Here is a 25,200-nt window from a genome sequence, read left to right as displayed (position 1 = left end):
GAGTAAACCGGTCTCACGACTGGGCGAGAACGCCGGGGTGACGCATTTTCTTGAAACGGCTGGTGTACAGCGGGGTCTCGGCAATGGAGACCACCCTGGGCAGTTGCTCCTGCGCCAGGACACCGCGAACGTGTTGATACAAGCGAACCTTGAACGCCTCCAGCGCCTCCGGCTCGATCAGCGTGAACCGCGCGGCAACGATCTGCCCGAGCAGCGGATTCGGCTGCGCGTAGACGACCACGTCGGAGACGTTTTCCAGGCCCATCAGTACGCTTTCCACGTGCGACGGAAACACCTTCTTGCCGCCGACGTTGATCAGATCGACCGCCCGCCCGGTCACCCGAAAGTAGCCTGCATGTTCCTCGGCCAGATCGTGGGTGATCAGGTAGCCATCGCTCGACAGGTCACCGGCACTGGCCAGGTAGCCGAGCATGTTGGTCGCCCCGCGCACCTGCAAAATGCCGTCGACCACCCGCAGGCTGTAGTTCGGATCGTCGATCTTCATCCACGCGCTGTCACCGTCCTTGCTGCGACATGGCAGCACGCCGATTTCCGACATCCCGTACAACTGCTGCAACTGCACTTGTGGCAGCAGGCTGGCAATGCGCTGGATCGCTTGCGGTGAACTCGGCTCCGAGCCGAAATAAATGCGCTCCAGGCTACGAGTGTCCCACTTCTGGAAGACGCCGGTGACCGTCGCCAGATTGAGCAGCGTCGGCGATACATGCAGGGTCTGCACATTGAACGATTCGATGCAGCGACCGACCTCTTGCGGCGAGCGCTCCTTGGGCAGGATCAACGTGCCGTGGGTAGCCAGCGCCTGCAGAACCGTGACCAGGCCGCCGATGTGATCGAACAGTAAAAACGCCAGAATCGCGCCGCAACGCTCGGCACTCAGGTAGCGCTCGAAGAACGGCGAAATGGCATGCACCACGCCTTTGGCCGGACCTGTCGAACCAGAGGAAAACACGATGAAACCGGCCTGACGACGCGACAGCAGGCCGTCGACGGTCGGCGGCACCCGACTGTTGTCGTGACGGATAACCGCAAACTCCGGCGCCCCGCCGATCACGGAAAACCGTGCCCCCGCAGCGCCCGCCAGATTCGCCAGTTGCTCCTCGTCCTTGGGTACGGAAAGCGCGACCACGTTGTTGTGCAGCCACAGCGCGAACAGCATGCACACGCTGTTGAAGCTGTAGTTGTCGACCAGCAACACACTCGAATCGCGCACGGATTTTGCCGCCAGCTCCTCGCCGTAGGCGGTTATCTGCTGAAGCAACTGATCATAGGTAAAGCGCCCCTCATCGCTGACAATCGCCGCTTGGTTGCCGGCGCTTTGCAGATGAGCCAAAAATTCTTCAACTTGCATACACACCCCGTCGTTCGATCAAACCGCTTGAGCTTGTGCTTGCGCCGCCGACAGCCGATCCATGATGTAGGCGATCAGCGTGCCCAGCGTGGCAAACGGTGTGGCGGTGTCGGGCAGGTCGCTGGTATAGGCCAGACGCACGTCAACGCCCAGCTGGCTGCGCAGCTTTTCCTCGACATCGACGATGATCGAAACCAGGGTCAGGGAGTCGATGCTGCCGTCCACACCATAGAGGCGGCTGTCTTCCCCACGGGACAAATCGATCGGGGTGCTCAACAACAGATCCTGTTGCCGAACGGCTGACTCGGTCAGCGCTTTGACTTGATTGAACATTCCAACATTCCTTTATTGGCTGATGCAGGTCCCTGCGTTCACTACGCTTGGGACAATGGCGGGTGCGCTTTCTGGTGATCGGCCAGCGCCGTGCGCATGTCGACGAAGATTCCGCTCTTGATCCCGTAAGCTTCGGGCGCGTCAATCACCGCCAGGATGTCTTTTGCACGTTGCGCCGGCGACACCATGTAGCCGGGCGCCAGGGCTCGTTGTTGCAGCGACTTGAGGTCGGCGAAGTCAGCGGTGCGCTGGCTGAAACTCACCTGCCGCGACAAACCGGTGTCGACGTTGCACAGGCCGAGTACGGCAAAAAAGATCTCCGGGTTTTCTTCGGCGTAGACGCCGGCCAATGCCGCCAGCGCGGCTTTCGACAGGCTGTACGGCAGCGTGCCCGCGCGAAAGCGCACGCCAGCCATCGAGGCCGACAGCACGCAGGTCGCCGGCCGCTGTGCCGAAGACAACATCAGATCGAGAATGGCCTTGTTGGCCAGCACATTGACGTTGAGCACATGCTGCAATTCGTCCAGGGTGAAGTCACCGCCACGTCCCGGCACGTTGCCGCTGACCCCGGCATTGAGGAAAAACCGCTCGACGCCTTGCTCCAGAACCTCGGCAAAGTTGTCCTTGAACAGCTCGCCCATCTCACTCGGCCGCGAGAGATCGAACGGCCGAAAACGGAAATTCGGATGGTCCATCAGTGCATAGGGCTGACGCCGTGCGGTGCCAAAAACCGTATGGCCGTTTTGCAAATGCAGCTGCGCCAGCGCCTCGCCGATACCGCTGCTCACACCGGTGATGAACACCCGGTGTTTGCCCTTCTCGCGCGAGCCAGCGCCGGGATTGCGCTTGACCGTGTGCATCAGAATTTACCGGCGGAGAAGCCGCCATCTACCGGCATTACGGTGCCAGTGACAAACGAAGAGGCATCACTGAGCAGCCACAGGATCGCGGCAGAGATTTCACCGGGATTGGCGAAGCGCTTCATCGCCGTGACCTGCAACTTGTGCCTGGTGGATTCCGGATTGGCTTTCAGGCGTTCCTCGGAGTTCATGCCGCCCAGCGTCGGGCCCGGGCACACGGCGTTGACGCGAATCGAATGCCGCTCAGGCAAAGCCTCTTCAGCGCACTCAATCGCGCAGACCTGAGTCAGCATGTTCAGCGCAGCCTTGCTGGTGGAATAGGCGCTTTGCCTGGCAACCCCCAGCAGACCGGCGCAGGACGAGACGTTCACGATCGAGCCACCCGCATGCTTCGAGATCAGATTGGTCTCGTGCTTGAGCAGCAGCAGCGGGCCCAGCAGGTTGATCTCCAGCACGCGTTTCCAGTCAGGGAAATCCATGTCGCGGATCGGTGCATGTCTGGAGGTGACGCCGGCATTGTTCACGGCCAGATCGAGTCGGCCGTGTTTGTCATTGATGATGCGGAACAGCTCGATGACCGAGGCTTCGTCGGTGACGTCACTTTTGATGAACGTGCAGTTGTCGCCGAGGCGACTTTGCGCCGTCAGGCCGTCGTCTTCGTTGCGGCCGGTGATGTAGCAGATGCAGCCGGCTTCGATGAGTTTCTGGCTGACATCGAAACCGATCCCGCGTGTGCCCCCGACAACAAGGGCGATCTTGGCGGTGAAGTTCATTTCAGGTTTTCCTCGTAGTGCTGTTGTAGTTGTTCTGGCCGTCGATAGTCAGGATTGACGCAGCAGTAGACGCGCTCGGCCATCGGTTCTTTTTTGTCGCGAAAACAAAAGGCATCGCCTCGACAGCGGTTGACCTGATCCGCTCGCCCCGCCAGTTGCTTGGCGACAAAGTGGTTGTCGGCGAGCATGGCGCGGCCGAAGCCGACAAAATCGGCATCGCCGCTGGCGATGATCTCGTTGGCTTGCGCCACGTCTGCCACCGAGCCGGTAAACCCCAGCGGAATGCGCACGAAGCGTTTCAGATAGCGGCAGCCCTCCCGCGACATGGCCAAGGCTTGTTCGGCGTTCTTGAAAAAGAAGCGGAAGGTCTCGCTGATACCCAGCGAGCAGGTAATCGCTGCGACCCCGCTGGCTTCCAGCGCCGCGACGACGTCACCCAACAGCGCCGCGTGCTGGCCTTCTTCACCGAGGCCGTCGTCCATGCCCAGGCGCACGGTGACGGCCACTTTGTGGTCGGTGGCCTGGCGAATGCCTTCGACAATCGCCAGCAGCAACCTCGCGCGCTTGAGCGGCGTACCGCCCCAGTCGTCCTCGCGTTGATTGGTCTTTGGCGAGAGAAAGCTGCTGATCAAATAGCCGTTGGACGCCTGCAACTGAATCAGCGTGGCGCCGGCCTGTTGCGCGTAACGGGCGGCAGCGCAGAACTGCTCGATGCAGCGCTGAATCTGCGCCTCTGACATCGCCACTGCCCATGCCTGGGGATGGGCACTGAGCACTGTCGGCGAGGCGATACCGCTGGGCGTCAGAATGATCCCTTGCTTCGACGGCAAAGACTGCGGCCCGTAATGCTGCAATTGCACCCCCAGCGGAAAACCACGCTCCCGTGCCGCTTCAAACAGCGGCCGCAGGGCCTGCGCGTGGGCTGCCGAAGTCAGGCGCAGACCGCGGCTGTTGTACCGCGCATCGGCGTCCACGCTGGCGTTGCCGAGAAAACCGAAGCCGGCGCCGCCGTTCATCAAGGCGTGATAAACCGAAAAAAACGCCGGCAGCGGGAAGCCGTGTTCGTCACACAGATCCATGCCGAGCGAAGAAAAATACAGTCGGTTTTTCGCCACTGCATGCGCGCCGAAATGCAGCGCCTGGGTGGCCGCCTGCACGCTTGGGTGTTCTTTGCTCATTGCTTCAGCGCCGCCAGCGCCGGCTCATCGAGGTGAACAAAGCCGCGCTTGATCATGTCGCTGATCACCTGCAGGCCGCTGAAATCAACCTCGGCAAACTCCCACGACGCATGCTCGCCCTGTCCGGCACGACGGATGCTGGCGGTGAAGCTCAGCTTGCCTTCGTAGACGATGTGCAGAGTGACCGGGTCGGGCAGATCCGCCGTGGTCGTTACGCAACCGGTCTTGCCCAGACCCAACAGTTGCACCTGGGCCTTGCGCCCCTGCTGGTCGCTGATCGTGCAGGCCAGCTTCGACGCCTGCAGCGGTGCAAACCAGTCATTGGAGTAGATGAAGATATTGCGGGTCTTTTCGAACAGCGGCATGTCGATCACCGTGGCCTTGGTATCGACCGTGGCGAACAGCATCTGGCGCTGATAGAACGCAACCCGCAGATGGATTTTCTTCGGCGACGTGGCATCGCTCGGGGTCATGTTGTCGACCACCAGTTCGATCGGGTACATCAGCTCGGCGTAGGCGAAAAAGCTCGCGTTCAGCTCATTGACGCTGACGGTGACGGCGCCGCGTGCATGATCGGTGTGATGGTACAAATGGTGATAGACCGCCTGACGCGCCGCTTCGATGAACATCGTCCCCGGCACATGTTCGTGCGCCTTGCGATAGAAGAAGTAGTTGTCGGCGTTATTGATCAAGCGAAACGAACTGGCGCGGCGGATCGGCGCGATCGATTCGCACAGGGCAGCGACGGCAAACTCCAGGTTGTCGATCCTTGCTTCAGCCGATTCCAGTTGCGCGGCGACGATCTGGTAAGGCAGTGCTCGCACCTGGTTCCATTCATCATCGGCACCGACGCCGTCCATCCGGCTCTTCTTCTGCAGCACGGGCGCAATCTCGAAGCGCCGCTGCTGGTTGCCGCCCGCGACGTAATTGCGCACCAACGGGTTATGCCCATTGGCCTCGATCAGTGCTTCGTTCACATACAGCGGCAATGCGTCTGTCGTTGCACAAATCAAAACGTCGTCAGCCGAACCCTTGTGCAGAAGGTCGGGGGAAATGCTGTCGTTATTCATCATGGTCAGCTCATCTCGGTAGTTGTTGTATTTTTTCTTGTGCGGGGCTGGCGCCAGCCTCCGTCAGGAGGCTTCCATCACGTCGCGTTCCTCTTCTGCGCTCAGTTGCCTGGCGATGACGGTGGATGGCTGCCACGACTCGACACCGTGAATGACCGGTTTGTCCGCCAGAATCTGTTCAATGAGTTGTTGCTCGCGCAGACGTGCTGCCGCGATCGAACGCTCCTTGACGTGGCCGTAGCCGCGAATCGAATCCGGCAGGTTCGCCCATGCGACGAACGCCGACAGATTGTCCGAGTTCAGTTTCGGTAACAGGCGTTGCAGGGTTTGCTCGTAGTCACTCAGCAAGCGGCGTTCTTCGCGGCGCTCGGCGGAAAAGCCCAGCGGATCGAACCGGGTGTGACGCAACACTCGGCCCTTGGCCAGCACCTTCAGCAGCGGCAGAATCCAGCCGGAGAAAGCGACCTTTTTCGGCTCGCCGGTGCTTTCCTGCTTCTTGCGCAGCAGCGGCAAGGCAAAGTGGAATTTCAGGCGAATGCCACCGTCGAACCGGGCTTTGAGCGAGTCGGTGAAACTGCGGGTGGTGAGCAGCCGCGCAACTTCGTACTCGTCCTTGTAGGCCATCAACTTGAACAGGTTGCGTGCCACCGCTTCGGTCAGGGCACTCTCATCACCGGCCGCCGGCAGCGCCCGCAGCTGCTCGATAACGTTGCGATAACGCGCCGCATACGCTGCGTTCTGATAGCTCGTCAGGAACTCGCTGCGGTTGTCGATCAGCTGTTCGAGGCTTTCGCGGCGGCTGCGCATGTCGCTGATGTCGCGGATCGCAATCGTCGACACGGCATCCACTGGCTGATCGAGATAAGGCGCGGCAAAGGCCGGGTCCTGCGCCCACAACCGCCCCCAGGCGAAAGCCAGATGGTTGGCAGCGGCGCTGCCGGCCAGATCGATGGCCTTCTGCAGTGCCGGCAGCGACACCGGCACCGTGCCCTTCTGCCAGGCGTAACCGAGCAACAACATGTTGGCCTGCAGCGGGCTGACCAGTGCGTTCGCCAACTGTCCGGCGTCCAGACTGTGGAACTGCTCGGCGCCGACCTTCTCTTTCAAAAACGCTTGTATCGCGTCGGTTTCAATATTCAGTTGCGTGTTGCGCAGCATCGCGCCGGTCTGGGTCAGCGCACTGTTAGCGATGACCACGGTTTTTTTCCGCCGCAGCGTTGCCAGTGCATCGTCTTCGCTGGCCACCACCAGATCGGCCGCGAGCAGCAGGTCGGCGCCGCCGATATCGATGCGGTGCTGGTGCAGCGCATCGGCATGACCGGCCAGACGCACATGGCTCAACACCGCACCGCCCTTCTGCGCGAACCCGGTGAAATCGAGCACGCTGACGGCGCGGCCGTCGAGGTGGGCCGCCATGGCAATGGCCCGCGCCACGGTCACGACGCCGGTACCGCCGACACCGGCCAGAAGCATTTCATACGGCCTGTCGAGCGACCGTGGTGCCTGCGGCAGCGCCAGCGCTTCGGCCCGCGCCAGCACTTCGGCGCTGTCGGCCAGTTTGCGCGGACGTTGCCGCGGCTTGCCGGTCACCGTCACGAAGCTTGGGCAGAACCCCTTGATGCACGACAGATCGGTATTGCACGAGTGCGGATCGATGCGGCGTTTGGCGCCGAACGGTGTTTGCACCGGGATCACCGACAGGCAGTTGGATTTGACCTGGCAATCGCCACAGCCTTCACAGACCGCTTCGTTGATCACCACTTCGGTCTTCACCAACGGCGCCGGCAATTGCTTCTTGCGTCGACGTCCTTCGACCGCGCAGACCTGGTCGAAAATCAGCACGCTGACGCCACGGGTGTCGCGCAACTGCTGCTGCACTTCCTCGAGTTTTTCCCGGTGAAACACTTCGATGCCCTGAGGCAGGCTGTCATGCGCCTGGTAGCGTTGCAGGTCGTCCGCCACCACCACGATTCGCTGGGCGCCTTCGGCCTTGAGCAGCTCGACGGCTTTTTTCACCGTCAGCTTGCCGTCGATAGGCTGGCCGCCGGTCATGGCCACCGCGTCGTTGTAGAGCAGTTTGTAGGTGATGGTCGCGCCGGCTGCGATAGCCTGACGTACCGCGAGGAATCCGGAGTGGAAAAAGGTGCCGTCGCCAATGTTCTGGAAGATGTGCGGGGTCTGCACAAACGGTGCCTGCCCCAGCCAGTCGACCCCTTCCCCGCCCATCTGCACGCTGCCGGTGGTCGAGCGTTCGGGCATGCGTGCGGCCATGGCATGGCAGCCGATACCGAGCCGCGCTTCACTGCCCTTGGGCACTTGGGTCGAGGTGTTGTGCGGGCAACCCGAACACAGATAAGGCGTGCGGCGGATCCAGTCTTCAACCCGCGAAACGCAGGGCGTAAGCCAGAAATCCGGAAGGCTCGGCTCGATACCCAGAGCTGGCAGGCGCTGCTGCAGCAGCGCGGCGATGCGCGACGGGCGCAACTCTTCGTGATCAGAGATCAGCGCTGCGCCGTTTTCGTCGGTCTTGCCGATGATCACCGCACGCTGGTCGTGGGCAGCGTTGTAATACTTCTGCTTGAGCTGCTCTTCGACGATTGCCTGCTTCTCTTCGATGATCAGCACCTTGCCGGCGCGCTGGGTCCAGGCGTCCAGCACCGGCGACAGCGGATAAACCAGGTTGATCTTGAGCAATGCGACGCCGGCATTTTCCAGCTTTTCGAGGGAAATGCCGCATTGCTGCAAGGCCTGGCGCACATCGCCATAGGCCTTGCCGACCGCAGCGATGACCAGTGTCGGTTGTGCCGGCGCGGTGACCGCCGTGTCAATCGGGTTGGCCAGGGCAAAGGCCCGGGCGGCATCGAACTTGAAAGCGGTGCGGCGTTCGATCTGCATGCCCGGCAGATCCGGCCAGCGCCAGTGCAGACCGTCCGTTCCCGGATTGATCTCGGGGCTGACGAATTCGGGCAGCGGCGAGGACTCAACCGAAGTCGTTGCCTCGACCGTCTCGGTGATTGCCTTGAAACCCACCCACAAACCGGACACACGCGACAGCGCCCAGCCCCACAGGCCGCAACGTTCGTAGTCAGCCAGTCCCGCCGGGTGAATCACCGGCAAGCCCCAGGCCATCAGCGTGCGATCGGATTGGTGGGACATCGACGAGGACACGCAACCGTGATCATCGCCGGTTACCACCAGTACCCCGCCGTTGGGCGACGAGCCATAGGAACTGCCGTGTTTGATCGCGTCGCCGGATCGATCGACGCCCGGGCCCTTGCCGTACCACATGCCAAACACGCCGTCATACAGACGCTGCGGATCGGTTTCGACGCGCTGGGTGCCGATCAGGGCCGTTGCCGCCAGATCCTCGTTGATCGCCGGCAGAAAGCGGATGTTCGCGTTTTCCAGAACACTCTTGGCCTTGACCAGCTCGCGGTCCACGCCCCCCAGCGGCGAGCCGCGATAACCACTGACGAATCCCGCGGTGCGAATGCCGTTGGATCGATCAAGGGCAGCCTGGGACAACAGCAATCTCACCAGGGCCTGCTGGCCGCTGAGAAAGATGCGCTCGTTGGGCTGCGCGTGTTCCCGGCAGTACATCGAGCGGCTGTCATAGTTTTCGATCCGCGATAAGGTGGTTTGCGCCTCATCAGCGGCGAGTTTGTCGGGTTGCAGGCGTTGACGTTCTGAATCAATGGAATCCAAGTACACAGTTTCAAATCCTTATGAAAACTTCACATTGAATGTGCTTATTTGCGCACTACAGCAGAGGGTTGCATCAAAACTTTCGACCGCAACACGACGGTGATTCGGGCGATATGAATACCTGATCAGACGCGCAGAAAGACGCACTCGCACGGCTCCTCGACATCTCGGGAACACATCGAGTCATTTCAATCTTTCTTAATAGTCAGCGCAGAACCCGGTACAAATCTTCAATTCCTTATGAAAACTTTACTTTAAACCTACTTGTATTCTCACCAATGCGAGCACAACTCAGCCTCGCCATTTTGCACAGGCGATAGTTATGGAAAACACGCAAACAGTTGTTCACCACAAAATGATTGACTTGAGTTACTGCCCCATCAAATACAAGTAAAAAGTCTCAAATCCTTGTGAAAACCTTACTTTCAACGCACAGACCAGCACGGCCGAATGCGTCACCTGCGGCTTGGAAAACAAGCAATTGCACAGGGGCTTTTCGGCTTTTTGAAAAGGAGATGTTCTCGGCTGAACCCACGAATTCCCGGGGTTCTATCGAATGATTGCCATGATTTTGACGACGTGACAATGACGTCGCGATTTCAGCCGCTGCACGATCCTGAGCTGCTCCCGGGCAAATGCCGGGAACGAGCTGATCGAGCCGAAATCGAAGCGGTTCCGATCCAATGGAATCCAGATACAAAGTTTCATTCCTTATGAAAACTTCACACGACCGTCCTGGTCGCTTTATTACAGCCGTTATAAAACGGCCAACATCTCGGGCAAAAATAGTAGGTTCGGAGCGCTCATCTTGTCAATCGTTGTAACAAACATTTAATGGTAAATCGCAAACTATGAACTATCTGGTTCACGCAATCATCACAGTGCATTGCCAATGGCATGATGCTCCAGGTTTTACATTATCGAATCAGCTGTCTAACTCTTGGATTAGCACACGGTCACTCTTCAATCGATTGCTCAATGCAAAACTTCGTCCATCGCCAGCAATTATCGGTTAGTCACGCAATGGCTCGGCAATATCACGCCCGCGCACTCTAAGACCAAAGTATTACTTTACATAAGCGGATAAAAGGAAAAACGCCTTTGCCCGTGCAACAACTTTCAAGGCGCCTGATGCTCATCGATGCCAAGCCGTTCTAGCGCAAAAAAAGACATTGATTACAGAATCGCTGCCCGACAGTGCTTGTGGTGTGGCAGGAAGTCAGCCTTTATCCTTGTCACCCCCGCCGTATCGCTGTCAGGAGTCAGTCCATGCCCCATGAAGGCAACCTGTTACAAGCCGCTGTCGTGTTTCTCTTCGCAGCCGTGCTCACCGTACCTTTGGCCAAGCGTCTGCAACTGGGCGCGGTGCTCGGTTATCTGTTGGCGGGGGTGATCATTGGCCCGTCGGTGCTCGGCCTGATCGGCAATCCGCAGAGCGTTGCGCATATCTCGGAACTGGGCGTGGTGTTGCTGCTGTTCATCATCGGCCTTGAGCTGTCGCCACGCCGCTTGTGGGTGATGCGCAAGTCGGTATTCGGCGTGGGCCTGGCGCAGGTGCTACTGACGGCGGCCGTGATCGGCGTGCTGGCGTTGTACGTGTTCGGTCAGCCACTGAACAGTGCGATTGTGTTGGGTCTTGGCCTGGCGCTGTCGTCCACGGCTTTCGGCCTGCAAAGCCTGGCCGAGCGCAAGGAACTGACCAGCCCGCATGGGCGGCTGGCGTTTGCGATTCTGCTGTTTCAGGACATCGCCGCGATCCCGTTGATCGCACTGGTGCCGATGCTCGCTGGCGGCGCCCACGAAACCAGCAGCGCGGGAAGCCTCAATCATGGTTTGCAGGTGCTCGGCGGGATCGCCGTGGTGGTGGTCGGCGGACGTTATCTGTTGCGCCCGGTGTTTCGCGTGGTGGCAAAAACCGGTCTGCCGGAGGTGTCTACCGCCACCGCATTGCTGGTGGTGATCGGCACGGCGTGGCTGATGGATCTGGTCGGCGTGTCGATGGCGCTCGGGGCTTTCCTCGCCGGCCTGCTGCTGGCGGATTCGGAATATCGCCATGAACTGGAAGCGCAGATCGAGCCATTCAAGGGCCTGCTGCTCGGGCTGTTTTTCATCAGCGTCGGCATGGGCGCCAATCTCAGTCTGCTGCTCAGCGCACCGATCACCGTGCTGGGCCTGACGCTGCTGCTGATCGGTTTGAAGTTGCCGCTGCTGTTTGTGGTCGGGCGTCTGGCCGGTGGGCTGACCAAGGTCAGTGCGATTCGCCTCGGTATCGTGCTCGCGGCGGGTGGTGAGTTTGCCTTTGTGGTGTTCAAGATCGGGCGCGATCAGGGCCTGTTCGAGCCGCGCCTGTATGACCTGCTGGTGCTGACCATCACCCTGTCGATGGCGTTGACGCCGTTGCTGCTGTTGATCTGTGCGCGACTGGTCAGCCCCAAGGTGCAGCCGGTGGAGGTGCCGGAGAAATTTCGCGAGATCGACACCGAGGCTCCGCGCGTGGTGATCGCCGGCATGGGTCGGATGGGCCAGATCGTGGCGCGGATTCTGCGCGCGCAGAACATCAAGTTCGTGGCGCTGGACACGTCGGTGGAAACCATCGAGCTGTCGCGCAGTTTTGGCGGTGTGCCGGTGTTCTATGGCGACCCGATGCGTCCGGAAATCCTCCATGCGGCGAAGGTCGGCGAGGCGGAGTATTTCGTGATTGCCACGGACGATCCGGAGACCAACATCAAGACGGCCGAGATCGTGCGCAAACTGTATCCGCACATGAAGATCATCGCCCGCGCACGTAACCGTCAGCACGTACACCGCTTGGTCGATGTCGGCGCCGAGCCGATTCGGGAAACCTACTATTCGAGTCTGGAGATGAGCCGCCGCACGCTGGTCGGCCTCGGTCTGACCCAGGCCCAGGCCGATGCGCGGATCAAGCGATTCAAGCACCACGACGAACAGGTGCTGGAAGCCCAGCACGCGGTCTACGACGATGCCGCCAAAGTCCTGCAGACCGCCCAGGAAGCCCGGGCGGAACTGGCGCGGTTGTTCGAGTCGGATCAACTGGAAGAGGAAGCGCGCAAGGCCTGAATTCACCACAATTCCAATTGTAGGAGTGAGCCTGCTCGCGATTGCAATCTATCAGTAGCCATCTCTGTTACTGACACACCGCCATCGCGAGCAGGCTCACTCCTACACAATTGATCGGCAAACTCGACCTCTGTAGGAGCTGCCGAAGGCTGCGATCTTTTGATTTTGATTTTTAAGGTCAAGATCAAAAGATCGCAGCCTGCGGCAGCTCCTACAGGGGATTGGGTCAGGCCAGCTCTAATTCACGCTCTTGCTTGACCGGTGCAGTCTCAAACCGGTCCGCCAGGAACGGTGTGATATCCAGCGGCAGCGCTTCGTGGTTGACCAGTTTGTCCAGCAGCACCCCGGTGATCGCCGAAGTCAGGATGCCGGTGCGGAAGTGTCCGCAGGCATTCAGGTAACCCTCCACCCCACGCATCGGCCCGAGGATCGGCAGCTCATCCGGCGAACCCGGACGCAACCCGGCCCAGGTGCGCTTGAGATTGACGTCCTTGAGTTCCGGCAAGCAACGTACCGCGCCCTGCACCAGTCCGGCGATTTCCGGGTAAGTGGTGGTGACGTCGAAACCTTTGTCTTCGGTGGTGCTGCCGATCAGGATTTCGCCGTTGTCCTTCTGCGCCACGTAGCAGTCGCTGGTGGTCAGGCAGCCGTTGAGGATTTTCGGCATGCGCTCGGTCAGCAGGATCTGGCCCTTGACCGGTTTCACCGGAATCCGCACACCGGTGGCCCACTCGCTCAAATCCGCCGCCCAGGCACCAGCGGCGTTGATCAGGGTCTTGCAGTGGAACACGCCCTCCTCGGCCGTCTGCACGCCAGTCACGCGGGTGCCGTGGTGCAACACTCCGGTGACGTTGGTGTTGACGTAAATGTCGACGCCATTCTGCCGCGCGCCTTCCATGTAGGCATCGGCGAGACGGAACGGGCTGACCTGGTGATCGCAGAGAAACTCCAGCGCACCCCGGGCCTCGTGGCTGACACTCGGTTCGGCTTCGCGCAGCGCCGCTTGGTCGAGCCAGCGCACCTGATCGGCCAGATGCGGAATGCAACTGACGATGTGCTCGGCGTAGAGCCGGTCTTCGTCGTCATAAATGACGAATTTCAGCCCGGTCTTTTCGAACTTGAAATCCATCCCGTGCTTGTCGATCAACTCACGGTGCAGTTGCGGGTACAGCGCGTTGGACTGCAAGGCGAAATCGAAGAACGACTCCGGCAGGATGTGCGGCGTGCTGGCGTCCACCGCCACCGCCGCGCCCTGGGTTTCGCGCTTGCGGTTGGCCGACATCATGCGGAAGAAAATCACCCCGCAGCCCAGCCCCACTGACTCGCCGATGGCCCACAAGCCACCCGCCGAAGCGCGGGTCGCGTTACCCGGACGCTTGGCGTCGATTAGCGCGACCTTGAGACCTTCGCGCTTGGACAATTGATAGGCGCAGGACGCCCCGATCACGCCGCCGCCGGCAATGATCACGTCGTAGAACTTACTCATGGGAAGTGGCCTCCGTGCCGACGGACTGGAACGCGGAAAAAGGAATCGGATCGATCGGGAAGCGCGGGCGCAGCCAGCCGACGTCCTTGCGCCCGGTGGCCTGGCGCAGGCGGTCGCTGCAGTAGCCGACGCACATCCGTCCCTGACAATCGCCCATGCTGACGCGGGTGCGCATTTTCAGGCTGGCGATGTCCTGCACGCCCTGTTCCAGCGCCAGATCGATGTCGGCGCGGGTCGCGTGTTCACAGCGGCAGATCACCGTATCGGCGGCCGGCAAAGCGGTCTGGCCGACGCCGCGTTCGGTGTAGCGGTCGATGGCTGCACGGAAGCGCACGATGGATTTGAGTTTGCCCAGATAACGGTCGCGGCGTACCCGCGCCAGTTCTTCTTCGATCACCCCGCGTTGCAGCAGGATCGAGGTCGCCGCGATCTTGCCGGCGAGCATCGCCGCTTCACCGCCACGAATCCCGCCCATATCACCGGCCAGGTGCACGTGCGGCTCGTTGCTTTGCTGCCAGTTGTTCGAGTTGGCGCGCAGGTAGCCGTCGTCGCTGAAACCGTGATCGAGGCCCATCTGCTGACTGAGTTGCGTGCGCGGGATGAAGCCGTAACCGACCGCCAGGGTCTGGGCTTCGAAGCGCTCGATCTGAGTCAGATCAGGTTCCCAACTGGCCGAATACGGCGCGACAGTGACGCTCTTCAGCTCGCCTTCGCCGTGCGCTTCGACCACGCCCCAGCCGTAGTTCATCGGGATACCGTGCAGCTTCAGATACGCGAGCATGCTCAGGCCGTCGAGGAACAGCTGCGGTTTGTTCAGCAGCGCCAGGCTTTCGCGGGCGATCTTGCCGAAAGCGCAGGCTTCATACACGCCCGCGACCTTGACCCCGGACGCGTGCAACTGCGTCGCCACCAGCGGCAGCAGCGGCCCGGTGCCGGCGATGATCACCGGCCCCTGCGGCTTGACCACGCCACTTTTGATTTGCAACTGCAGGCCGCCGAGCATGATCACCCCCGGCAGGGTCCAGCCGGGGAACGGCACGCTGCGCTCATGGCAACCGGCAGCCAGGAGCAATTGCGGGTACGCGATCTCGTGCAGTTGCTCATCGCCGTCGAGCACCACCAGCGCACGGGTGCCTTCGGCGCCGACCACGCGGTGATTGAGGCGCACATCGATCAGCCCGGATTGCTCCTGGAAATCACCGTGCAGTTTGTTCAGCGCTTCGGAATAGCGCGGCCCCAGATAATCCAGTTGCACGCCGTCACGCAGCGGCCCGCGATAGACCACGCCGCCAAGGCGCGAGGCTTCTTCGAGCAAGGTGCAGCGCACACCGTGGCGAGCCAGTTCAATGGCCGCCGCCATCCCCGCCGGACCACCGCCGACGATCACCGGTTGCAGGCTCATACGACCTCCTGCTCGTTGATGCGGTTGACCTGGGTTTCAATCTGCATGCCGTCGCGCACCACGGTCTGACAGGCGCGGCGCTTGTGGCGACCGTTGATTTTCACCAGGCAGCACTGGCACACGCCCATGCCGCAGTAGGCGCCGCTGATCTGGTTGTGATCGTTGCGTGCGACCTGACGCACGCCGAGGGACTGGATGACGCTGAGGACGGTTTCGCCGATGGCCGCGGTAACCGGTTGGCCGTTGATGTGGACGGTCATATCCGCCTGGGTCAGGGGCTGGATATCGAAGGTGCGTTCTAGGCAGTGCATTACGATGTTCATCCGTGAAAAGGTTCAGGGGTAAGTGTTACGTCAGCTCCTTGCTGCTCTACACCGTGCGGCCCGTTTAATTGTTGGTTCGGGGCGGGCTCGCGGGTACTTCGTCAGCGCAGCAAAGTGCGCGTGAAGCACTGTAGTTCATACCTCAGCAAAGGCCTGGATCATTTACGTTAGGCGAAGTTGCCGGCGCAAATATTGATCCAGGCCAGTGAAAGTGGTCGGATTGTTCAACGATTCAGTTGGAGAAGACAAACTGGCCCTTGATCTTCTTCGACCCCATGAAACCGAGGTCGGGAAACAGCAGGTTTTTCACCCAGGCCACGAAAAACACCATGGCCAGCGTCGTCACCACGCCGATGATCACCGACACCGGGTCTTCGGCGTAATCCTTGAACATCTGTGGCACCTGGCTGATCGACAGCAACGTGTACACGGTGTAGGTCTGCGCCGAGTTGCGATAAAAACCCCAGGCGAACAATAGCGAAATCCCCCCGGCGAGCAATCCGAGGACGATTGCAAAACCGGCGCTGATCGTCAGTCCCAGAAAATAGCCGCCCACCAGCCCGAGCAACGCCTGCGCGTAGATCAGCCCGAGCAGTATTTTGATCTTGCCGGCATGCCGCTCGAGCAATTGCGGATCCGGGCGTGAGCCGATCCAGTAGGCCAGCACCTTGTCCTTGACCACACCACCAGACAACGCCTTGAAGGTCTCGGTTTTCGAGCGCCCTGCCTCCAGCATCTGCATTGCCTGACGTTTGATTTCCTTCTTGTCCAACGTGCTTTTCCTTAAGTAGAGAAATCCCGGGCTGGAGCGTTGCGCTCCAGCCGCCAATTCTCGCCTTGTTGAACCCCGGAAAGCAAAAAGCCGCTTTCACCGTGAAGTGAAAGCGGCCGAGGCATGAACCTCAATAGAGCATCTGGATCAGTGTACGAACAGGGCGATCAGGATGATGATCGGGATCGGCACACCGAGGAAAAACAGTAGTAGAGAGCGCATGGTGATTCTCCTTGTTTAACGAACTGGAGGCAGTGTGGTGGTGGCGGTGTAGGTCTCGACTTCGACGTACTCCACCGCATCCCGACGACGACCGCCGTAAGTGGCGGCGAGGCTGGCGAAGAACGCACCGGCCAACAGCGCGATGAATGTCCACAGCGAAGTCCAGGCAGCGACTTTGGCGGCGGTATCGGCAGCTTGCTGAGCCTTGACCTTGGCATCGGCGATGGCTTTCTGAGTACGGGCATACACGTCATCGACACGTTTCTCGGCGTCGGCCTGACTCAGGTTGGTCCGTTGCGCAACCAGTTGTGCGAGGTAGGTGCGGTCTTCAGGGCTGAGCTGACCATTGGACAGGCTCTGCACGAAGATCCGGGCCACAGCGCCATGGGCGGCGTCATCGCTGACGGACGCCGGACGATCATCGCGGAACAGGCTGTCGATGAAATATCCATACTGATTGCTGTCGGTGTTGGCCGCTGCGGTACCGGCAGCCTGAGTCATCGCGCTTGCTGCCCCACCGGCGACACTGGCACCGGCCTGAACGCCACCGCTGATCACACTGCTGACCGAGCCGATCACCAGCACTGCAGTGACCAATGTGGCAACACACCAGGAGAGGAAGCCATGGGCGGTATCACGGAAATACACTTCATCACCGTGCATGTTGGCCCACTTCACGCGCAGGCGACCGGCGATGTAACCACCGAGACCCGAGGCAATGATTTGCGTCGCCGCCAGCCAGACAATCGTGGAAATCCCCAGGCTCTTGGCGCTGACGCCCTCTCCGGCCCAAGGTGAAACGGCAGAGAATCCCAAACCGAAACCAAGCAGCACCAAAATCATCGACAGTGCTGCGGCCGCCGCTGCGCCCGCGAAAATCGCGCCCCAGGACACGCCTGACACGTTGCTCGACTCTCCTTCGAAGGCAGGATAAAACCCATCAGAGGATCTATTCATTGTTGTAGTGCTCCAGGCATGAAAAATGGTGTTACAACTCGTCATCGGAGGAATTGCAGCGACCGTGCCATTTGCCAACTTTAAATAAATCGTTAGATTTCAATCAGTTAAAAAGAATGAACTTCCTAAGACCATGCAATTTGCAATAACAGGCTAAAAGCAGCGGGTTTTATGCATTGGCACAAAGGGCTGTCATTTGCGCTTGTAGCTTTTGTTTCCGCTGGGTGTCAGGCAATACACTCCGCCACGCGGGCCGGTGCAGAAAGAGCCGCTACCGCAGGTGCAGCCATCGTGACTCTGCAAAAATTGCTGAGGACGTGCCTGGCCCTTGATTCCGAACAGGGCGGCACAGCTTTTCTTCGAGCCGCTGATGGAGCCGTCATTGCACAGGAACAGATCGCCGTCGCAGCGATCGATACCGCCCTTCTTCCCGGAGCACGGCGTATTGGCGGCCAGGGCCGCCGTGCTCAGCAGCACCAGCAACAAACCGGTAGTTGGCATCCAGCCACGGCGAATAAAAGTACGCACTGAACCACTCCTGTTGGAAATTATGGCCAGATGATATCAATGTTCCCGAAAATAATTCCGCAGCCTTGGCAAATGGCGGCTAAAACATGAAAGTTAATTTAAAGCGTTACGGAAAATACTTGGCAAAATGCTGCCATTCCGTTTGAACCGATCAAGGCCTGCTCTATGACTCGTATTTTGACCATCGAAGACGACGCCGTGACTGCCCGTGAAATCGTTGCCGAACTCAGCAGCCACGGCCTGGAAGTGGATTGGGTCGACAATGGCCGCGAAGGCCTGGACCGTGCCGTCAGCGGCAACTACGACCTGATCACCCTCGACCGCATGCTGCCGGAACTCGATGGCCTGGCCATCGTTACCACGCTGCGTACCATGGGCGTGGCAACGCCGATTCTGATGATCAGCGCGCTCTCCGATGTCGATGAACGTGTGCGCGGCTTGCGCGCTGGCGGCGATGACTACCTGACCAAACCGTTCGCCACCGACGAGATGGCCGCGCGCGTAGAGGTGCTGCTGCGCCGCCAGAACAGTGTCGCCACTCAGGCCACCACATTGCAGGTCGCCGACCTCGAACTGGACTTGATCAGCCACGAAGCGCGCCGCGCCGAGCAGGTGCTGACGCTGCTGCCGACCGAGTACAAGCTGCTGGAATTCCTCATGCGCAACAGCGGCCAGATCCTGTCGCGGATGATGATTTTCGAAGAAGTCTGGGGTTATCACTTCGACCCGGGCACCAACCTGATCGACGTACACATCGGTCGTCTGCGCAAGAAGATCGACGCGGCCGGCAATGTCCCGCTGATTCGCACGGTACGGGGCTCGGGTTATGTCATTGCCGAACCCGTCTGACGGCTGGCGTTCCTCCAGCAGCCGCTTGCTGGCGCTGTACAGTTCGCTGTTCGTGGCCTGGAGCGCGATCCTCATGGGGGTCATGTATTTCGAGGTTTCCGGCTACCTCGACAACCTCGCCAAACATTCGCTGATGCAACGTCAGCATCTGTTTTCGCACTTTCGCGGTGAGCAGCTGGAAGAAGCGCTCGCCGCGAGCATGACCTTCGACATCCGCGGCATCGACGCCTACGGCCTGTTCGACGCCCAGGGCGTGTACCTCGGCGGTGCCTTGCAACAGTTGCCCGAAGGCCTGCCGCTGGACGGCAAGATCCACACCCTGGATGACTGCGCCGATTCCGACGACCCGACCCTGCCCGCTGACAGCTGCGACGCGGTGGCGACCCAGACCCGCGACGGTCGCTGGCTGGTGTTGTTGCGCGATAACGGTTCGTTGTTCGCCGTGACGCGGATCATTCTGCACGCGTTGTTCTGGGGTGTTTCGCTGACGATCCTGCCGGGGATTGCCGGTTGGCATCTGCTGCGCCGTCGTCCGATGCGGCGGATTCGGGCGATTCAGGACAGCGCCCAGGCGATTGTGGCCGGCGACCTGACTCACCGCTTGCCGCTGTCCAATCGCCGCGACGAACTGGACATGCTCGCCGCCATCGTCAACGCAATGCTTGATCGCATCGAGCGGCTGATGCATGAAGTCAAAGGCGTGTGCGACAACATCGCCCACGACTTGCGCACCCCGCTGACGCGTTTGCGCGCGCAGTTGTATCGCATGCAGCAACAGGCCGGTGAAGGTTCTCAGGAGGCGGCGCAACTGGATCTGGTGCTGGCCGAGGCGGATACGCTGATGGCGCGGTTTCGCGGATTGCTGCGGATTTCCGAACTCGAAGACCGTCAACGGCGCTCAGGATTTGTCGAGCTCGATCCGGTGCAACTGCTCGAAGAACTGCATGAGTTCTACCTGCCACTGGCCGAGGAAGGCGAACTGCTGTTCGTGCTGAACATGCCGGAAACCCTGCCGCCGTTGAACGGCGACCGGGCGTTGATGTTCGAGGCGCTGGCGAATCTGCTGAGCAACTCGATCAAGTTCACCCCGGCGGGCGGCACGGTAATTTTGCGTGGCGTGAATGATGGCGGGCATACGCGAATCGAGGTCCACGATTCCGGGCCGGGGATTCCCGAGGCCGAGCGTGAGGCGGTATTTCAGCGTTTCTATCGGGCCGAGGGGGGGCAACCGCAGAGTGGTTTTGGCCTTGGTTTGTCGATTGTGGCGGCGATTGTCAGCCTGCATGGCTTCAGTCTTGAGGTCGGAAGCAGTGAGCTGGGGGGCGCGAAGCTGGTGCTGGATTGTCGGCAGAGTTTGATCTCGCAGTCCTGAGAATCACCGCGATGCAATGTAGGAGTGAGCCTGCTCGCGATGCCAGTGAATCAGCCAACATATTTGTTGTATGACTCACCGCTATCGCGAGCAGGCTCACTCCTACAATCCGCTGCCAGAACACAATCCCTCTGTGGGAGCGGGCTTGCTCGCGAAGGCGTCGGGGCAGTCGACATCGTTATTGGATGACCCTCCGCATTCGCGAGCAAGCCCGCTCCCACATTCAGATCTTTGTCAGATCAGGCCGGATAATTGGCCCGCAGCGCCTCAAGGCCTCCCTGATAGATGCCGTTGAACAGCGCCACCACTTCTTCCTCGCTCACGCCCTTGGCGTTGAAGCGTCCCGACCACGTCACCCGGGCGCCCTGCCCCTGGGCTTCGACCTTGATCGTCGCCAGGTAATCAGTCGCCGGAAACGGCGCCTGTTCGATCGAATAGCTGTAGGTCTTTGCGCCGTTATCGAACGCTTGCAGACGCTCGATCACCACGCCGCCATCAGCGGTTTGCAGGGTGCGCACGCGTCCGCCTTCACTCAGTTCACTCTTGGGAATGAACGGCAGCCAGTCCGGCAGCGTGTTGAAGCCGCCAATCAATTGCCAGACCTGATCGGCCGAGGCCGGGATGTCGATCGTTGCTGATGCAGTTGCCATAAATAAAGGTTTCTCCAGAAGAGTTCGGGTTCAGATCGCCATGCTGTCGACGACGCCGCCATCGACCCGCAGGGCCGCGCCCGTGGTGGCCGAGGACAGCGGCGAAGCGATGTAAGTGACCAGATGTGCGACTTCTGCGACATCGGCCACGCGCTGGATGATCGAAGTCGGACGCGCCTTGCGCACAAAGGCGTCGGCCTCATCGCGCAGGCTGCGACCGGACTCGGCAGCGGCGTCCTTGAGCATGTTTTCCAGGCCATCAGTGAAGGTCGGCCCCGGCAGGATCGCATTGACCGTCACGCCAGTGCCAGCCAGACGTTTGGCCAAACCATGGGACACCGCGAGATTGGCGCTTTTGGTCACGCCATAGTTGAGCATGTCGGCCGGGGTTGCCACGCCGGATTCCGAAGACAGGAAGATCACCCGGCCCCAGCCCTGCTCGACCATTGCCGGCACGTAATGCCGCGACAGGCGCACGCCGGAAATCACGTTGACCTCGTAGAAGCGCGTCCACTCGCTGTCCGGCGTGTCGAAGAAATCCACCGCGTCGAAGATCCCGAGGTTGTTCACCAGGATGTCCGCACGGGGTTCGGCGGCGAATAATTTTTCCGCGCCTTCGGCAGTGCCCAGATCGGCAGTCAGACCGCGCAGTTGCGCACCCGGTACCTTCTGCCGAATGCTCGCCAGCGCCTGATCGACCTTGGCCGTTTCGCGCCCGATCACCACCACCGTGGCGCCGGCTTCGGCCAGCGACTGACTGATGCCCAGACCAATGCCACCCGTGCTGCCGCTGACGATGGCCAGTTTTCCACTCAAGTCGATTTTCATGGGTTCACCTCTTCGATGGGCAATACACGGACAAATAGAAGAAATGGATCAGCGTAGACGCGATGTTGGCCGGATGAAGGCGTTGCCGACCAAAGACCGGTCACGGCCGATCCGACGCCTTCGCGAGCAAGCCCGCTCCCGCTGGGGATTGTCGGTGGATGGAGGTTCTCGGGCTGGCCCGGATCAAGGGTGGGAGTGGGCTTGCTCACGAAGGGGCCGGGACATCCGGCATCAATGGTGACTGACCCGACGCCTTCACGGGTTCAGCGGCGTCCTACACTGAAAGGATCAGCCGCTTTTCAAGAGATGACCATGAAAATGTCTGCACAAATGACCGTGGTTGCGGTGCTCGCCACCCTCGCCTACCTGGGCCTTGCGGTGTGGGGCATTGGCGGGCCGGCGGTGTTCTTTTCGCATGGGGCGCTGGTGCTGGTGGCGCTGGCCACGGTGCTGATGGTGGTGGCGTCGCTGTTCACCGATGTGAACATGAGTTCGGGCGAGCGCGAGGACCGCGCCAATCGCTGGGTGCTTCCGGCGTTCGGCGTCATTGGGCTGGTCAGCGGATTTCTCCCGGCGTACTGCGACCGCATCGACTTCTGGACCTTCGGCGCTGAAGGCGTGCGCTGGCTCGGCGCGTTACTGTTTGTCGTCGGTGGTGCGCTGCGGCTGTGGCCGGTGTTTGTGCTGGGGCGGCGGTTCAGCGGGTTGGTGGCGATTCAGCCGGGGCATCGGTTGGTCACTGACGGCATTTACACGCGCCTGCGCAATCCAAGCTATCTGGGTCTGGTGGTCAACGCCGTGGGTTGGGCGCTGGCGTTTCGCTCCAGCGTCGGGTTGATTCTGGCGGCGCTGACGTTGATCCCGCTGATCGCCCGCATCCACTCGGAAGAGGCGCTGCTGCGCGGGCAGTTTGGCGCTGAGTATGAGGCTTACTGCGCGCGTAGCTGGCGGTTGTTGCCGGGGGTTTACTGACGCTATCGCCAACAGGCTGGCTGCGACATCGATCCAGTGTGGGAGCGGGCTTGCTCGCGAAGGCGGTGGATCAGTCGACATCACTTGCAACTGGCAGAGCGCTTTCGCGAGCAAGCCCGCTCCCACAGGGGACTGTGTTGTGTCAGGTTATTTGCAGGTGTAATTGACCGTCGCTGTCGACAGCGATGCTCAGCGGCTCATAACTGTCGAGGGTCGCGTGGCGGGTTTCGAGCGGATGCTGGTGCGTCGTGGTGACGATCATCAATGCCGCCCCGGCAGCTTCAGCGGCCTGAATACCGACGGTGGCGTCTTCGAAAACCAGGCAATCAGCGGGCTCAAGCCCGAGGCGTTGCGCCGCCAGACGATAACCGGCAGGATCCGGCTTGCCGGCCGTCACATCCTCAGCCGTGATCATCACCGCAGGCTGGGGAATCCCCGCCGCCGCCATTCGCCGCAACGCCAGATCCCGGGGTGCCGAGGTCACCATCGCCCAGCGCTCCCTTGGCAAGGCATCGAGAAACGCCACTGCTCCGGGAATCGGCACAATGCCGTCGACATCATCGATTTCTGCCTGGGCGATGAACGCGGCTTGCGCCTCGGCGTCCACACCCGGCAGGTTCAGCCGGCGGACGGTGTCGATGGCGCGGGCACCGTGAATGGTCGGCAGGAAAGTCTCGACATCAACAACTCCGTGGCGCTCAGCCCACGCCGCCCAGACTCGCTCGGCAGCAGCGATGGAATTGAGGACGGTGCCGTCCATGTCGAACAGGAACGCGCCGAACGCGCGATCGAAGACGTTATCGTGAGCAGACAAAAGATCGCATCCTTTGACAAGACTGGGCGGATTGGCCGGGCAATGTAGCATTTTTGCCCGGCGATTCGACCCGCCGCGTCAATGCAGACGCGGCGCCTTGGACTTGAACGCGCTGTCGACACAGTCGAGCAACTGGCCGATGGCCCAGGGCTTTTTGATGAACGCCACCGGATGCTTGACCCCGGAAGTCTCGGGGGTTTCATAACCGGACATGACCATTACCGGTTTGTCCGGCCAGCGCTCGCCGACCAGATTGGCCAGCCCCGCCCCGTTGATTTCACCGGGCATGGTGATATCGGTGAGCAGCAGCGCCACTTCGGGCGCGTGCTTTTCCAGATACAGCTTGGCTGCATCCGCGCTGGTTTGCGGCTCGACCTTGAAACCTTCCTCCTGAAGAATTTCGCAGAGAAACTCCAGAATCAACGGGTCATCCTCAACCACCAGAATCAACCCGTCAGGAAGGTGCGCGCTCGCCGTCGGTGTTGGACTCATGAACTGGCACTCCCTGAATTGCATTAACGATTTAGCGGCTTGTTTCCGCTGCTTATCTGGTATGAGCGGCGCGCCCTGCATAAATTCATTTTTGATACAGGTCTTTTCTTAACAGGCGTTATCCGCCGTTGGCGACGGGCGTCCGCCAGGCGGTTTTTGTGGTTAAAATGCCGGCCCTTTTGCTTGCCGACCGTGACTGATGAACCCTGAAGCCCTCGCCACCCTCCGCGCCCATCTGCTGCCTGCACTGGCGGCCGCACCGAGCGAAACCCGTCGCCTGTTTCATGGGCGCGGGCGTTGCTGGCCGGGGCTGGAGCAGGTGACGGTGGACTGGCTGCAAGGCGTGGTGCTGGTCTCGCTGTTCAAGGAGCCTGCGCCGGAACAGCTCGAAGCGCTCAAGCAATTGCTGCTCGACCTCAGCACCTCGACCGAATGGCAACAGTCCGGCGCCCACACCCTGCTGGTGCAACATCGGTATTTGCCGCAAAGCACCGCCGAATGGTTGCTGGGAGATGAAATCGACGAGATGAGCATCGTCGAGGGCGGCTTGCAGTACCGTGTCGATCTGGGCCGCAAGCAGAACGCCGGGCTGTTTCTCGACATGCGCTACGGGCGTAACTGGGTGCGTGAGCAGGCGGCTGGCAAGCGCGTACTGAACCTGTTCGCCTACACCTGTGGGTTTTCCGTGGCGGCCATCGAAGGCGGCGCCAGCCATGTGGTCAACCTCGACATGTCCCGCGCCGCGCTGAGCCGGGGCCGTGACAATCACCGGTTGAACGGGCATGACCTGAGCAAAGTGAGTTTCCTCGGCCACGACCTGTTCAAGTCATGGGGCAAAGTGATCAACAGTGGCCCGTACGACCTGGTGATCATCGATCCGCCGTCGTTCCAGAAAGGCAGTTTTCTGCTGACCAAGGACTACCAGCGCGTGCTGCGCCGTTTGCCGGAATTGCTCACGGCGCACGGCACGGTGCTGGCGTGCATGAATGATCCGTCGTTTGGTTCGGACTTTTTGATCGATGGCGTGACCCAGGAAGCGCCGAGTCTGCGCTTTGAGCAGCGGCTGGAGAATCCGCCGGAATTTCCGGATATTGATCCGCAGAGCGGGCTCAAAGCCCTGGTCTTCAAACGCCTCGACTGACACATCACAAATCCCCTTTAGGAGTG

22 protein-coding genes are annotated in these 25,200 nt (G+C 60.6%); 5 read left to right on the top strand and 17 right to left on the bottom strand.

What is annotated here, in order from left to right; genetic code table 11:
• Nucleotides 1-13 precede the first annotated feature (13 nt).
• From LCH64_RS25455 to LCH64_RS25425, 7 genes are read right to left on the bottom strand one after another with little or no spacing between them, the layout of a single operon-like run.
• Nucleotides 14-1,369 carry a long-chain fatty acid--CoA ligase gene (locus LCH64_RS25455; RefSeq protein WP_226501649.1) on the bottom strand — a complete coding sequence of 452 codons (1,356 nt, stop codon included), beginning with the start codon at nucleotides 1,367-1,369 and terminating at the stop codon, nucleotides 14-16.
• Between the two features lie 18 nt (nucleotides 1,370-1,387).
• Nucleotides 1,388-1,702 carry a hypothetical protein gene (locus tag LCH64_RS25450; RefSeq protein WP_226501648.1) on the bottom strand — a complete coding sequence of 105 codons (315 nt, stop codon included), beginning with the start codon at nucleotides 1,700-1,702 and terminating at the stop codon, nucleotides 1,388-1,390.
• Nucleotides 1,703-1,743: 41 nt separating this feature from the next.
• Nucleotides 1,744-2,562, bottom strand: coding sequence for an SDR family NAD(P)-dependent oxidoreductase (locus LCH64_RS25445; protein WP_226501647.1), 819 nt, complete (start codon nucleotides 2,560-2,562; stop codon nucleotides 1,744-1,746).
• Entirely contained in the window at nucleotides 2,562-3,335 is a 774-nt protein-coding gene (locus tag LCH64_RS25440; protein ID WP_003223958.1) for an SDR family NAD(P)-dependent oxidoreductase, read from the bottom strand. The genes LCH64_RS25445 and LCH64_RS25440 overlap by 1 nt, the downstream gene beginning before the upstream one ends.
• On the bottom strand, nucleotides 3,332-4,513 hold the full coding sequence (locus tag LCH64_RS25435) for a tRNA-dihydrouridine synthase (RefSeq protein ID WP_226501646.1): 1,182 nt from the start codon (nucleotides 4,511-4,513) through the stop codon (nucleotides 3,332-3,334). The genes LCH64_RS25440 and LCH64_RS25435 overlap by 4 nt, the downstream gene beginning before the upstream one ends.
• A complete protein-coding gene (locus LCH64_RS25430; RefSeq protein ID WP_226501645.1) occupies nucleotides 4,510-5,586 on the bottom strand; it encodes an AfsA-related hotdog domain-containing protein in 1,077 nt (358 codons plus the stop codon). Before LCH64_RS25430 ends, LCH64_RS25435 begins: the two co-directional genes overlap by 4 nt.
• A 60-nt stretch (nucleotides 5,587-5,646) precedes the next feature.
• Nucleotides 5,647-9,294, bottom strand: coding sequence for an indolepyruvate ferredoxin oxidoreductase family protein (locus LCH64_RS25425; RefSeq protein ID WP_226501644.1), 3,648 nt, complete (start codon nucleotides 9,292-9,294; stop codon nucleotides 5,647-5,649).
• A gap of 1,263 nt (nucleotides 9,295-10,557) precedes the next feature.
• Between LCH64_RS25425 and LCH64_RS25420 the strand changes: the two genes are divergently transcribed.
• A complete protein-coding gene (locus LCH64_RS25420; RefSeq protein ID WP_226501643.1) occupies nucleotides 10,558-12,366 on the top strand; it encodes a monovalent cation:proton antiporter-2 (CPA2) family protein in 1,809 nt (602 codons plus the stop codon).
• Between the two features lie 226 nt (nucleotides 12,367-12,592).
• Here LCH64_RS25420 and hcnC read toward each other — a convergent pair whose 3' ends face one another.
• The 6 genes from hcnC to LCH64_RS25390 all read right to left on the bottom strand — a co-directional run bounded on the left by hcnC (nucleotide 12,593) and on the right by LCH64_RS25390 (nucleotide 18,056).
• Nucleotides 12,593-13,852, bottom strand: a complete 1,260-nt coding sequence (gene hcnC / locus LCH64_RS25415; RefSeq protein WP_226501642.1) for a cyanide-forming glycine dehydrogenase subunit HcnC — start codon at nucleotides 13,850-13,852, stop codon at nucleotides 12,593-12,595.
• Nucleotides 13,845-15,254 (bottom strand): cyanide-forming glycine dehydrogenase subunit HcnB, encoded by a 1,410-nt coding sequence (hcnB, locus tag LCH64_RS25410; RefSeq protein ID WP_103484694.1) that lies wholly within the window; start codon nucleotides 15,252-15,254, stop codon nucleotides 13,845-13,847. Before hcnB ends, hcnC begins: the two co-directional genes overlap by 8 nt.
• The gene (gene hcnA, locus LCH64_RS25405) at nucleotides 15,251-15,565 is read right to left on the bottom strand and encodes a cyanide-forming glycine dehydrogenase subunit HcnA (protein WP_047602019.1); all 315 of its coding nucleotides are present in this window, start codon (nucleotides 15,563-15,565) and stop codon (nucleotides 15,251-15,253) included. Before hcnA ends, hcnB begins: the two co-directional genes overlap by 4 nt.
• A 244-nt stretch (nucleotides 15,566-15,809) precedes the next feature.
• Nucleotides 15,810-16,349: a hypothetical protein gene (locus tag LCH64_RS25400; RefSeq protein ID WP_226501641.1), complete on the bottom strand. Its 540-nt coding sequence runs from the start codon at nucleotides 16,347-16,349 to the stop codon at nucleotides 15,810-15,812.
• Between the two features lie 237 nt (nucleotides 16,350-16,586).
• Entirely contained in the window at nucleotides 16,587-17,528 is a 942-nt protein-coding gene (locus LCH64_RS25395) for a hypothetical protein (RefSeq protein ID WP_003223942.1), read from the bottom strand.
• Nucleotides 17,529-17,720: 192 nt separating this feature from the next.
• Nucleotides 17,721-18,056, bottom strand: a complete 336-nt coding sequence (locus tag LCH64_RS25390; protein ID WP_226501640.1) for a hypothetical protein — start codon at nucleotides 18,054-18,056, stop codon at nucleotides 17,721-17,723.
• Between the two features lie 165 nt (nucleotides 18,057-18,221).
• Between LCH64_RS25390 and LCH64_RS25385 the strand changes: the two genes are divergently transcribed.
• Complete coding sequence (locus tag LCH64_RS25385) at nucleotides 18,222-18,905, top strand: response regulator transcription factor (RefSeq protein ID WP_003223938.1); 684 nt, start codon at nucleotides 18,222-18,224, stop codon at nucleotides 18,903-18,905.
• Entirely contained in the window at nucleotides 18,883-20,277 is a 1,395-nt protein-coding gene (locus LCH64_RS25380) for a HAMP domain-containing sensor histidine kinase (RefSeq protein WP_045122392.1), read from the top strand. The genes LCH64_RS25385 and LCH64_RS25380 overlap by 23 nt, the downstream gene beginning before the upstream one ends.
• A 239-nt stretch (nucleotides 20,278-20,516) precedes the next feature.
• Here the strand turns inward: LCH64_RS25380 and LCH64_RS25375 are convergent, their stop codons facing one another.
• Nucleotides 20,517-20,927 (bottom strand): SRPBCC family protein, encoded by a 411-nt coding sequence (locus tag LCH64_RS25375; RefSeq protein ID WP_103520255.1) that lies wholly within the window; start codon nucleotides 20,925-20,927, stop codon nucleotides 20,517-20,519.
• Nucleotides 20,928-20,957: 30 nt separating this feature from the next.
• Nucleotides 20,958-21,755 carry an SDR family oxidoreductase gene (locus LCH64_RS25370; RefSeq protein ID WP_226501639.1) on the bottom strand — a complete coding sequence of 266 codons (798 nt, stop codon included), beginning with the start codon at nucleotides 21,753-21,755 and terminating at the stop codon, nucleotides 20,958-20,960.
• Between the two features lie 312 nt (nucleotides 21,756-22,067).
• Here LCH64_RS25370 and LCH64_RS25365 point away from each other — a divergent pair, with 312 nt between their 5' ends.
• Nucleotides 22,068-22,727, top strand: a complete 660-nt coding sequence (locus tag LCH64_RS25365; RefSeq protein ID WP_226501638.1) for an isoprenylcysteine carboxylmethyltransferase family protein — start codon at nucleotides 22,068-22,070, stop codon at nucleotides 22,725-22,727.
• A gap of 142 nt (nucleotides 22,728-22,869) precedes the next feature.
• On the opposite strand, the gene LCH64_RS25360 is transcribed toward LCH64_RS25365, so the two are convergent.
• Both LCH64_RS25360 and LCH64_RS25355 read right to left on the bottom strand, forming a co-directional pair.
• Complete coding sequence (locus tag LCH64_RS25360) at nucleotides 22,870-23,541, bottom strand: HAD-IA family hydrolase (RefSeq protein ID WP_226501637.1); 672 nt, start codon at nucleotides 23,539-23,541, stop codon at nucleotides 22,870-22,872.
• A 78-nt stretch (nucleotides 23,542-23,619) separates the two neighbouring features.
• Nucleotides 23,620-24,033 (bottom strand): response regulator, encoded by a 414-nt coding sequence (locus LCH64_RS25355; protein WP_003223923.1) that lies wholly within the window; start codon nucleotides 24,031-24,033, stop codon nucleotides 23,620-23,622.
• A gap of 199 nt (nucleotides 24,034-24,232) precedes the next feature.
• Here LCH64_RS25355 and LCH64_RS25350 point away from each other — a divergent pair, with 199 nt between their 5' ends.
• On the top strand, nucleotides 24,233-25,174 hold the full coding sequence (locus LCH64_RS25350; RefSeq protein ID WP_226501636.1) for a class I SAM-dependent methyltransferase: 942 nt from the start codon (nucleotides 24,233-24,235) through the stop codon (nucleotides 25,172-25,174).
• The last annotated feature ends 26 nt before the right edge of the window (nucleotides 25,175-25,200 follow it).

It is taken from the genome of Pseudomonas sp. MWU16-30322, from assembly GCF_020515535.1.
Classification (GTDB): domain Bacteria; phylum Pseudomonadota; class Gammaproteobacteria; order Pseudomonadales; family Pseudomonadaceae; genus Aquipseudomonas; species Aquipseudomonas fluorescens_H.
The sequence above is the reverse complement of the archived record's forward strand: the minus strand, read 5'-3'. Positions and strand labels throughout refer to the sequence as shown.

Bases quoted from the DNA above. Each gene is read 5' to 3' on its own strand.
- LCH64_RS25395 (WP_003223942.1), bottom strand. From the start codon at position 17,528: ATGAATAGATCCTCTGATGGGTTTTATCCTGCCTTCGAAGGAGAGTCG.
- LCH64_RS25375 (WP_103520255.1), bottom strand. From the start codon at position 20,927: ATGGCAACTGCATCAGCAACGATCGACATCCCGGCCTCGGCCGATCAG.
- hcnA (WP_047602019.1), bottom strand. From the start codon at position 15,565: ATGCACTGCCTAGAACGCACCTTCGATATCCAGCCCCTGACCCAGGCG.
- LCH64_RS25435 (WP_226501646.1), bottom strand. From the start codon at position 4,513: ATGAGCAAAGAACACCCAAGCGTGCAGGCGGCCACCCAGGCGCTGCAT.
- LCH64_RS25420 (WP_226501643.1), top strand. From the start codon at position 10,558: ATGCCCCATGAAGGCAACCTGTTACAAGCCGCTGTCGTGTTTCTCTTC.
- LCH64_RS25365 (WP_226501638.1), top strand. From the start codon at position 22,068: ATGAAAATGTCTGCACAAATGACCGTGGTTGCGGTGCTCGCCACCCTC.
- LCH64_RS25355 (WP_003223923.1), bottom strand. From the start codon at position 24,033: ATGAGTCCAACACCGACGGCGAGCGCGCACCTTCCTGACGGGTTGATT.
- LCH64_RS25450 (WP_226501648.1), bottom strand. From the start codon at position 1,702: ATGTTCAATCAAGTCAAAGCGCTGACCGAGTCAGCCGTTCGGCAACAG.
- LCH64_RS25350 (WP_226501636.1), top strand. From the start codon at position 24,233: ATGAACCCTGAAGCCCTCGCCACCCTCCGCGCCCATCTGCTGCCTGCA.
- hcnC (WP_226501642.1), bottom strand. From the start codon at position 13,852: ATGAGTAAGTTCTACGACGTGATCATTGCCGGCGGCGGCGTGATCGGG.
- LCH64_RS25370 (WP_226501639.1), bottom strand. From the start codon at position 21,755: ATGAAAATCGACTTGAGTGGAAAACTGGCCATCGTCAGCGGCAGCACG.
- hcnB (WP_103484694.1), bottom strand. From the start codon at position 15,254: ATGAGCCTGCAACCGGTGATCGTCGGCGGTGGTCCGGCGGGGATGGCG.
- LCH64_RS25455 (WP_226501649.1), bottom strand. From the start codon at position 1,369: ATGCAAGTTGAAGAATTTTTGGCTCATCTGCAAAGCGCCGGCAACCAA.
- LCH64_RS25440 (WP_003223958.1), bottom strand. From the start codon at position 3,335: ATGAACTTCACCGCCAAGATCGCCCTTGTTGTCGGGGGCACACGCGGG.
- LCH64_RS25430 (WP_226501645.1), bottom strand. From the start codon at position 5,586: ATGATGAATAACGACAGCATTTCCCCCGACCTTCTGCACAAGGGTTCG.
- LCH64_RS25445 (WP_226501647.1), bottom strand. From the start codon at position 2,562: ATGCACACGGTCAAGCGCAATCCCGGCGCTGGCTCGCGCGAGAAGGGC.
- LCH64_RS25380 (WP_045122392.1), top strand. From the start codon at position 18,883: ATGTCATTGCCGAACCCGTCTGACGGCTGGCGTTCCTCCAGCAGCCGC.
- LCH64_RS25385 (WP_003223938.1), top strand. From the start codon at position 18,222: ATGACTCGTATTTTGACCATCGAAGACGACGCCGTGACTGCCCGTGAA.